Source organism: Caballeronia terrestris (assembly GCF_001544515.1).
Lineage (GTDB): Bacteria > Pseudomonadota > Gammaproteobacteria > Burkholderiales > Burkholderiaceae > Caballeronia > Caballeronia terrestris.
The window spans coordinates 1-2,045 of the sequence record NZ_FCOL02000308.1 but is presented as its reverse complement, the minus strand read 5'-3'; the positions used below and the strand labels follow the sequence as shown (position 1 = coordinate 2,045).

Sequence of the window (2,045 nt, the reverse complement as noted above, 5' to 3'; positions counted from 1 at the left end):
GATGATAGTCATTTGGACAACTGCTTTGTTGTAGCTCCTCGTAAGTTTTCGCCACGACGGAACACGGAACGAAGACGTGGATGGCTTCGAGCGGCCGCCGGAAGTTGCAACGTATCTCATCACCGGGTGACGCGATCTGCGTACCGCCAAAGCCGACGGTGCCCTTGGTTATACGTCTGTCGTTTCGGAAGCAATCGACCGTGGCACTCCGCAAAAGCACCTCGATCGTGTAGTGTGAGTTCAGTACCGGGGCGCAGAGCACGCGTTCGCTTTCGGTCCTGTCGCGCCAATGCGAGAGTGTAATGTGAGGAATCGGGCGGACAAAGCCCAGCCGTGCGCAAGTGCGCCAGCTCACCTCTTCTTCCAATGTCGTTACGCCGGACTCCGGTGTTGGAGAAGGCGGCAGAATTACTGCATGGTCGGTAGACATATTAGCGGACTCAACTAAATTACGTAATTTCGGATAACTACTTATATGATGCGTTGTGGCATTGCCATTGATCGGAACGACTTGGACCTTTAACTTATTCAGCCGGAAATATCATACATGCGAGCGATTCGCTGATCGCGCTGAAGCGCAAATGCATTCCGCAGGTTTGCAGCGGATGCGAGCTTCTCGCTTTGCTGCCGTTAGGCACGGTCAGGGCGAGCGCGTAGACGCCTGGCCCCCTTCTTCTGACCACGCTGCGAATGAACTCAGCAGCAGGTGCCGTCGAAGATGGTTCTGGGCTCACGAGTGCAACGGTGCATCCGTTCATTCTGGTCGCGGCTACATTTACGCCGGATCTGCCCACTGCGAACCGGCTGTCTCGCACTGACATGGAGTCGAAATCCGAGACGAACAGACTTCGGTATTTGTCTAGCAGGCCCTGCGCGTCGGTTACCGCTACAAAAACAGTGTCGATGCCTGACGCGCCGTTGGCGTGCTGTAGTGCATCACCGCCGGGAATGCGTAAGGTCCGCGGGGTGATATCGCTACATAAAAACGGCAGTTCGCTCGATGCCGGGCGACCGACCCGCCACCTCAATCGATGGCCCAAGGGCGTCACGCGCGATCCGTCAACGGGGCCGAACATTTCGATACCGTGATCTCTTGCTCGTTCGAGCATCGCCGGCAGATGTGACGTGCTGAACGCGAAGTCCACCGGCCCTTCGCCGTCGCTTTCCAGTATTCTTTGCCAACGATCGTCCCGTGAATGCGCCGTCCATTCTATGAGTTCAATGAACGAGCTATCCTCGAACGCAATCAATGCATTTCGCGTAGGCGCATGTCCGTGATGGCCCCCGTCGACCACGTTGAAGCCAAGTGCCCGGTAAAGGCGACCAGCCTCCCGTAAATCGCGCACGGCGACGACGACATGATCGAGCTGCACCTGCGAACTCATGATCGAAGCTCCTCGCAACCGACTCGCTGGCGGTGAATGTGAATAACCCGGGCGTGTCGCTCGATAACATGCGATCCGATACCCTCAACGTTCAGGGGCAATCGGCTCGTAGCCACCGGCCGACGTGTGCGTTTCTCCCCCAGCCAGCGCTGGCGTGAAAACGCAGACGAGCCTAAGATCACCTCGTATCGCCCGAATGACATGTCGATCATGCTTGTCGAGCACGTAGACGCTGCCTGGTCGCACCTCGAACGTCTCGCCCGATGACAAGTCGACCACCTCGCCTTCACCGCTGAAGCAATAATTTGCCTCCACATGGTGCTGGTACTGGAGCTCGAGCTCGCTACCCTCGGTTACTGTTGTGTCGTGCAGCGAGAAGCCGATGCTGTCTCCCGCGACGACGAGCCGCTTGCTATCCCATCCATCGCCACATACATGTCGCGGCGTTCCGGCCGTCGATGCGACGTCTCTAACAATCATTGTCAACTCCCATCAGACGAATGAAAGAGCGGGTGTCCGAATGCCTTGTTCACGCCACGTCGAGGACATGACGACATGCAATCAATTGGATCGACCATACATGCGTGGCATATCAACCACCCGGAGCGACCACAACTTTCGCCTGGATCCACCGACCGCCGCTCAAGCGGTACACCGTAT

The 2,045-nt window shown here is 57.2% G+C and carries 3 protein-coding genes; all 3 read right to left on the bottom strand.

The genetic code is table 11. The features are described 5' to 3' along the window. A partial coding sequence (locus AWB67_RS42735; RefSeq protein WP_235025583.1) for a hypothetical protein occupies positions 1 to 430 on the bottom strand: 430 nt, incomplete at its 3' end. A gap of 94 nt (positions 431 to 524) precedes the next feature. Further along, positions 525 to 1,385 carry a VOC family protein gene (locus AWB67_RS36885; RefSeq protein WP_087660750.1) on the bottom strand — a complete coding sequence of 287 codons (861 nt, stop codon included), beginning with the start codon at positions 1,383 to 1,385 and terminating at the stop codon, positions 525 to 527. An 84-nt stretch (positions 1,386 to 1,469) separates the two neighbouring features. After that, positions 1,470 to 1,865, bottom strand: a complete 396-nt coding sequence (locus AWB67_RS36880; protein WP_087660749.1) for an ectoine synthase — start codon at positions 1,863 to 1,865, stop codon at positions 1,470 to 1,472. Between the last annotated feature and the right edge of the window lie 180 nt (positions 1,866 to 2,045).